We start from the raw sequence: 6,071 nt of genomic DNA, 5'->3' as shown, positions 1-6,071 counted from the left end.
TAAATGTTTCCTGTTTCTTCATCCCCATACACCACCATTGCGTTGATAGTGTTATTATCCCACATCCGGAGCCTTTATGGTAGTGCGGATTAAATCAGAGATTCCCTAGGGTGCCGCCAGTGGAGGGGGCGCCATCGGTATGGAAGTCGAACTGCGCCAGGCCGGTCCCGGTCTCGGAGTCATAAGTGACCGGGAGGATGCCGCTCATGGTACTGGTCTGATAGTCGCTCCCTGGACGCTCTGCCATGATCATCCTCAGCTGTGTGCCTGCTCCCAGCCGGTCCCCGGTCTGGTCCCGGACCTCCAGATACACCCGGACGGTGTTGCCGTCCGAGAGGGCGGAAACCGCCCGGATCTCGATGCCCTCCTCCGTAGCGGACACTCCCTCCACCTCCTGGGCGTAGGGGGCGAAGCTGCCCAGAGCGTTCAGCAGGGCCGCCCGCAGGCCGGGGGAGGCCGCCATGGCAGTGACCAGCAGGACGGCACACACCGCCGCCGCCACCGCCAGCCGTGCAACGATCCGTCCGGGCCTCCGGACCGGCCGGCGCTCCTGTTCTTCCAGGGCCGCCAGGGTGCGGGCGGTCCAGTCCTCCGTGGCCTTTACCTTGTCCATTGCGTCAAAATATCCCTCAGCCATGGCACATTCCCTCCTCCAGCAATAACCTGAGCTTCTTTCTGGCCCGGCCCAGACGGGCGCTCACCGTATTGGGGTTCTCCCCCAGCAGCTCCGCCATCTCGGCGATGGTGTAGCCTTCATAGTAGTGGAGATAGATCACATCCCGGTCCCTGGGCTTCAGGGACCACAGCTCCTCCAGGCAGGCCGTCTCTTCCGGGGTAAAGGCAGCCCAGGCCGTCCGCTCCTCCAGCGGGACCGTCCGCCGCCGCCAGGCGGACCGGCGCAGGTCCTCGCACCTGTGGAGGGTCACCCGGACCAGCCACCGCTTCAGATGGTCCTCATCCTGAAAGACACGCTCCCTCAGCAGGGCGAGAAAGACCTCCTGGCCTACATCCTCGGCATCGGCCTGGCTTTTGAGCCGCTGGAAGGCCAGCCGCAGCACCATGGAGCCGTACTGCTCCACCGCCCGGGCCACCAGGGTCCGGCCCACGGTCAGTTGTTCCACCGCTCCACCTCCTTTCTACTGATATAACGACGGAGCAGGGGGGGGTTCGTGCGTTGGGCAAAAAAAAATGGCCGCGGACCGCGGCCATTTTTTCTGTGTTCAACTCATTACGCCTGGGGCAGGGGGACGGTACTGCCGCCGTGAGGCATGAGGGTGGTCTCCACCCCTGCCAGACTGCCGCCGTTGCACCGGGCGGCCAGCTCCAGGGCTTTATCCAGGGTCCGGGCCACCTGGATCTTGGTGCGCCCGAATCGCTCGGCTGGGAGATCGGTGACCAGGATCAGGTGGTAGTGCTCCGCCGTCTCGGCGAAGAGGAAGCCAATGAAGCCGCCGATGGAGAAGTCGGCCCGGAGGGCCTTTTCCCGCTCCTCCATAGTGTCATAGTTGCAGATCTGGGCCTCACAGTCCGGGTCGCCGAAGCCCTCCCGGCACTGGGAGAGCAGGATCATGGTGCCGCCCGGGGCGGCGGCGGCCAGGGCGTTGGCCAGAGTCTTGGAGGTCTGGTAGAGGTTGATGTCCTTGGGATAGCCCCCCGCGCTGGAGATGACCAGAGGAGTGCGGTGGGGGATGGACACGCCGTCCAGCTGTTCCACCACCTTGGCCGCCTCCCTGTGGGCCTCCCGCCAGTCACCGGCGAAGGCACCCACGATCTGGTAATCGTCATCCACGATGACGTTGAGCAGGTAGGCGGGCTTGGCAAAAGCGGCACACTCCATGAGGTCGGTGTGGAAGGGGTTGTCCTCCCCCATGTTGCCGTTGCAGACCCGGGGGTTAGAGCCACTGCCCAGGCCGGGATTCAGGGCGTTGTTGTGGTTGGTGTTGATGGTCTCCCGGCCGGCGATGCCGGGGACGATGGATTTCCGGCCGCCGCCGAAGCCGGCCAGGAAGTGATAGACCACGCCGCCGGTGAGGATGAGCTTGTCGCAGGCCATGGCATAGCTGTCCAGCCACACCGGCGTACCCCGGCTGGTGGTGCCCATATAGGTAAGGTGCTCCTTGTCGTCGCACTGGTGGTCGATGAACCGAATGCGGCGGTAGAGGTCCTCCCCCGCCAGGGAGATGTGCTCCTCCTCGGTCTGCCGCCGGTGGGTACCGGTGGCGCAGAGGATGAGGATGTCCTTGTCGGGAATGCCGGCCCGGTTGAGCCGTTCCACCAGGATGGGTAGGTAGGTGCTGGGCTGCTGCCAGCGCCGGGTCACGTCGGAGATGATGATGCACACCTTGTCCCCGGCCTGCACAGCCTCCTCGATGGGGCCGGCGCCGATGGGGTGGTCCAGGGCGTACTCGATGTGCTCCCGCACCGTCCGCTTGGGGAGATCCACCGCGTTGGCATGGAGCTCCGCCACCACCTGGCCGGGGTCCAGATGTATGGGAAACGCGGTGTCGCTATATTTCATGGTTTCCATATCTTTTTCGCCTTCTGTCTCTGTGATTCGCGTCAAAAGACGCCAACATCTTTTACGATGGTAGCACTTTACCCAGGGAAAGTCAAGTGGTACTACCTCTTCGGCGGAAGGCGAAAAAGCGCTGTCCAAAGTAGTTGAAGACGGTGTAGAGCCCCATGCCCACCAGCTTGGAGAGCCGCTCCCACCACACCTCCGGCAGAGGGCTGAAGGGGGCCAGGGCGTCCATGATGAGCCAGGCCAGGCCATAGCCTACCACATAGCACACCGCCACGTTGACGGCGAATTTCACCGCCGCTCTCCACAGCACCTCGTCACTGTGGAAGGTGAAGTGCTTGTTGAGGAAAAAGCTCATGACCGCCCCTGCCACATAGGCGATAGCGGTGGAGGGCCAGAAGCCCAGGTCCTCCAGGGCGAACATGAGTACCGTGGAGAGGAGGGTGTTCCCCACCCCCACCAGGAGGAATTTGAGCATGCTCACATCAAAGAGCTTCTTCATCCCGCTCCTCCAATACTTCCCGGATCAGGAACCGGGGCCGGGCCTTGGTCTCCAGGTAGATTTTGCCGATATACTCGCCGATGACCCCCAAAGACAGCAGGATGAGCCCACCGATGGCCCACACCGAGCAGATGACGCTGGCCCAGCCAATCACGGTGGCGCCGTTGGCCCAGCGGACGATGGAATAGATGAGCATGGCGATGCTCACCAGAAAGACCAGAAAGCCCAGCAGGGTGATGTACCGGATGGGCTTGGTGGAGAGGCTGGTGATTCCTTCCAGGGCAAAGGAGAGCATTTTTTTGAGGGGATACTTGCTCTCCCCGGCGAAGCGCTCCCCCCGCTCATAGGAGACATAGCCGGTGGTATAGCCGATCATGGGCACGATACCCCGCAGGAAGAGATTGACCTCCTTGAACTGCGCCAGGCCCTCCAGGGCACGGCGGGACATGAGGCGGTAGTCGGCGTGGTTGAACACCGTCTCCGCCCCCAGGAAGCTCATGAACCGGTAAAAGCCCTCGGCGGTGACGCGCTTGAAGAAGGTGTCCTTCTCCCGGGCGGAGCGCACTCCGTAGACGATGTCGCAGCCCTCATAATACTTGTCCACCATGGCGTCCACGGCGTCGATGTCGTCCTGGAGGTCGGCGTCCATGGAGATGACCATGTCTGCCCGGTCCTTGGCCGTCATGAGCCCCGCCAGCAGGGCGTTCTGATGGCCCCGGTTCCGGCTCAGGTCCACCCCGGAGAACCGTGGATCGCTTTGGTGCAGGCCGGTGATAATGGACCAGGTGCCGTCCTTGGAACCGTCGTTCACAAAGAGGACCCGGCTCTCCGCCGAGATCTTTCCCGACGCCGTCAGGCTTGTCAGCTTCTCCCCCAGCCGCTTGGCGGTCTCCGGCAGCACGGCCTCCTCATTATAACAGGGGACGACAATATAGAGGGTATCACTCATGATAACTGCCCTCCCAGAAAATTTTCTGCAAATGGTGTCATGCAGTTAAATTATTATAGCGCAAGGCCATATAAGTTACAATTGTGCACTTTGACATATTGCTAAAAGCTATCATTGACAAGTGGTATATTTTTTGTTTATTGTAGAAACAGAGGTGATGATAATGGACCATGCCCTGCGTTTTTTGACCGATACCTCCCTGAGTCATATGCGGGAGGGGCTTTCCGCCGACCCAGACTACCGCCAGTGCCAGGCGGAGGGGGAGACCCTCTGGGCACAGCTCCGGCGGCGTTACCGGGGTGAGCTGGGACATGCCCTGCTGGCCGCCGCGGACGCGGAAAACGCGCTTTCCGGCTTTGAGACGGAGCGAGCCTTTCTCATCGGCCTCCAGCTGGGCATCTCCATGGGCCGGCTGGACCTGCTGCCCGAGAAATGAAAAGCCTTCCCCTGTGAGGGGAAGGTCTTATGAAGGATGCTTTACCTTCCCCCTTGAAGGGGGTCTGACTGTCCGGTGGACAGTCAGAAGAAATGACTTCTTCCTTAACCCGTGGTGGCGGCGTAGCCGCCGGATGAGGGTAGGTTTCATAGGGGGGTAGTGCGTCTGGGAAGCCACGCTCCACAATAGAAGGAATACCAGTCAGCGGTGCCACGCCCCGACGCCCACCCACGCAGGCGGCGAAAAAATGTTGGATAGGACCACGGCTTGTCCCTGTTCCGCCGGCGGAGTCCCCTGTGGACGGTGCTGGTGCACAATGGGGGCGTAAAGACGGGCCGCCGGATTCCTATTTGGGACCACTCAACCCTTTTGGGAGCCCCTTTTTCTTTGGATTCCAAAAACCGTTCTTTTTCCAGCAGGGAAAAAGAACGGGGTTTTGAGCCGTCTCTCCCGTCCCCAGATGCTCCCTTATATCAAAAGTGCGCCGCTACTCCAGCTCCTTGCGCAGGTGCTCCATGGCCTTGCGCTCGATGCGGGAGATCTGCACCTGGCTCACCCCCAGAACCTTGGCGGTCTTATCCTGAGTCAGGTTCTTGTAATACCGCAGGAAGATCACCTGCCGCTCCCGCTCGGGCAGGGCGTCGATGGCCCCTCGGAGGGCCAGCCGCTCCACCACCCCCTCCTCCATGCCGTCGGTTCCCAGCATGCTCTCCAGGGTGAAGCCGTCCTCCCCCGCCTCCATCTGCAAGGAGGCCACCGGCAGGTTGGCCTCCTCGGCGGCGGCGATGTCCTCCGGCTCCAGCCCCGTTTCCGCCGACAGCTCCGACAGAGTGGGCTCCCGGCCCAGGGTATGGCTCAGCCGGTCCCGGGCCTGACGGATGGCGCCCGCCCGCTCCTTCACCCCCCGGCTCACCTTCACCGCCCCGTCGTCCCGGAGATACCGCCGGATCTCTCCGGCGATCTTAGGCACGGCGTAGGTGGAAAACTGACAGCCGAAGGCGGGGTCAAAGCCCCGGACCGCCTTCAGAAAGCCCAGACAGCCCAGCTGATAGAGGTCCTCCGGGTCGGTGCCCCGGCCGTAATACCGCCGCACCACACTCCAGATAAGGCCCGCGTTTTCCTCCATCATCTGCTCACAGGCATCGTTGTCGCCCCCCCGGGCGGCCTCCAGCAGGGCGTCGGCCTCGGCCGCCTTCATCGGCTCCCCAGCCGACGGGCCAACCGCCGGCTCATGACCACCGTGGTTCCCTTCCCCGGCCTGGAGCGGACCTTCAACGTGTCCATGAAGCTCTCCATAATGGTAAAGCCCATACCGGACCGCTCCTCGTTTCCGGTGGTGAAGAGAGGTGTTCGGGCCTGCTCCACGTCGGCGATGCCCACTCCCCAGTCCTGGACGGCGATCTCCAGCCGCCCATCCTCAAAGAGCTTCAGCCGCAGCCGCACCTTTCCCAGCTCCTCCGGGTAGGCATGGACGATGGCGTTGGTCACCGCCTCGCTGACGGCGGTCTTGATGTCGTTGATCTCATCCAGAGTGGGGTCCAGCTGGGCGGCAAAACAGGCCGTCACCGTCCGGGCAAAGCCCTCGTTGGACGAACGGCTCAAAAACTCGATGGTTGCGGTATTGACAGGTTTCATCCTATGTATCCCTCCCCGGCCGGGCGAC

The 6,071-nt window shown here is 62.4% G+C and carries 8 protein-coding genes; 1 reads left to right on the top strand and 7 read right to left on the bottom strand.

Annotation, left to right across the window (positions count from 1 at the left end):
- Positions 1 to 94: 94 nt before the first annotated feature.
- The 5 genes from ACTNBK_RS10940 to ACTNBK_RS10920 all read right to left on the bottom strand — a co-directional run bounded on the left by ACTNBK_RS10940 (position 95) and on the right by ACTNBK_RS10920 (position 3,972).
- Positions 95 to 637: a hypothetical protein gene (locus tag ACTNBK_RS10940; protein ID WP_441146047.1), complete on the bottom strand. Its 543-nt coding sequence runs from the start codon at positions 635 to 637 to the stop codon at positions 95 to 97.
- Positions 630 to 1,121 carry a sigma-70 family RNA polymerase sigma factor gene (locus ACTNBK_RS10935; protein WP_441146045.1) on the bottom strand — a complete coding sequence of 164 codons (492 nt, stop codon included), beginning with the start codon at positions 1,119 to 1,121 and terminating at the stop codon, positions 630 to 632. Before ACTNBK_RS10935 ends, ACTNBK_RS10940 begins: the two co-directional genes overlap by 8 nt.
- Before the next feature lie 107 nt (positions 1,122 to 1,228).
- Complete coding sequence (larA, locus tag ACTNBK_RS10930) at positions 1,229 to 2,527, bottom strand: nickel-dependent lactate racemase (protein WP_441146043.1); 1,299 nt, start codon at positions 2,525 to 2,527, stop codon at positions 1,229 to 1,231.
- 82 nt (positions 2,528 to 2,609) lie between these two features.
- Positions 2,610 to 3,023, bottom strand: a complete 414-nt coding sequence (locus ACTNBK_RS10925; RefSeq protein WP_441146041.1) for a GtrA family protein — start codon at positions 3,021 to 3,023, stop codon at positions 2,610 to 2,612.
- Complete coding sequence (locus ACTNBK_RS10920) at positions 3,007 to 3,972, bottom strand: glycosyltransferase family 2 protein (protein ID WP_441146039.1); 966 nt, start codon at positions 3,970 to 3,972, stop codon at positions 3,007 to 3,009. Before ACTNBK_RS10920 ends, ACTNBK_RS10925 begins: the two co-directional genes overlap by 17 nt.
- A 163-nt stretch (positions 3,973 to 4,135) precedes the next feature.
- Between ACTNBK_RS10920 and ACTNBK_RS10915 the strand changes: the two genes are divergently transcribed.
- Positions 4,136 to 4,408 (top strand): hypothetical protein, encoded by a 273-nt coding sequence (locus ACTNBK_RS10915; RefSeq protein WP_441146037.1) that lies wholly within the window; start codon positions 4,136 to 4,138, stop codon positions 4,406 to 4,408.
- Positions 4,409 to 4,895: 487 nt separating this feature from the next.
- Here ACTNBK_RS10915 and ACTNBK_RS10910 read toward each other — a convergent pair whose 3' ends face one another.
- Together ACTNBK_RS10910 and spoIIAB are read right to left on the bottom strand one after the other, a co-directional pair.
- Positions 4,896 to 5,606 (bottom strand): sigma-70 family RNA polymerase sigma factor, encoded by a 711-nt coding sequence (locus tag ACTNBK_RS10910; RefSeq protein ID WP_294513645.1) that lies wholly within the window; start codon positions 5,604 to 5,606, stop codon positions 4,896 to 4,898.
- Positions 5,603 to 6,043 carry an anti-sigma F factor gene (gene spoIIAB, locus ACTNBK_RS10905; RefSeq protein ID WP_441146034.1) on the bottom strand — a complete coding sequence of 147 codons (441 nt, stop codon included), beginning with the start codon at positions 6,041 to 6,043 and terminating at the stop codon, positions 5,603 to 5,605. Before spoIIAB ends, ACTNBK_RS10910 begins: the two co-directional genes overlap by 4 nt.
- Between the last annotated feature and the right edge of the window lie 28 nt (positions 6,044 to 6,071).

Source organism: Intestinimonas sp. HCP28S3_D6 (assembly GCF_052065695.1).
Lineage (GTDB): Bacteria > Bacillota > Clostridia > Oscillospirales > Oscillospiraceae > Intestinimonas.
This window is presented reverse-complemented; position numbering and strand designations above follow the sequence as displayed.

Coding starts and splice junctions, on each gene's coding strand:
- ACTNBK_RS10940 (WP_441146047.1), bottom strand. CDS start 637: ATGGCTGAGGGATATTTTGACGCAATGGACAAGGTAAAGGCCACGGAG.
- larA (WP_441146043.1), bottom strand. CDS start 2,527: ATGGAAACCATGAAATATAGCGACACCGCGTTTCCCATACATCTGGAC.
- ACTNBK_RS10925 (WP_441146041.1), bottom strand. CDS start 3,023: ATGAAGAAGCTCTTTGATGTGAGCATGCTCAAATTCCTCCTGGTGGGG.
- ACTNBK_RS10920 (WP_441146039.1), bottom strand. CDS start 3,972: ATGAGTGATACCCTCTATATTGTCGTCCCCTGTTATAATGAGGAGGCC.
- ACTNBK_RS10915 (WP_441146037.1), top strand. CDS start 4,136: ATGGACCATGCCCTGCGTTTTTTGACCGATACCTCCCTGAGTCATATG.
- ACTNBK_RS10910 (WP_294513645.1), bottom strand. CDS start 5,606: ATGAAGGCGGCCGAGGCCGACGCCCTGCTGGAGGCCGCCCGGGGGGGC.
- spoIIAB (WP_441146034.1), bottom strand. CDS start 6,043: ATGAAACCTGTCAATACCGCAACCATCGAGTTTTTGAGCCGTTCGTCC.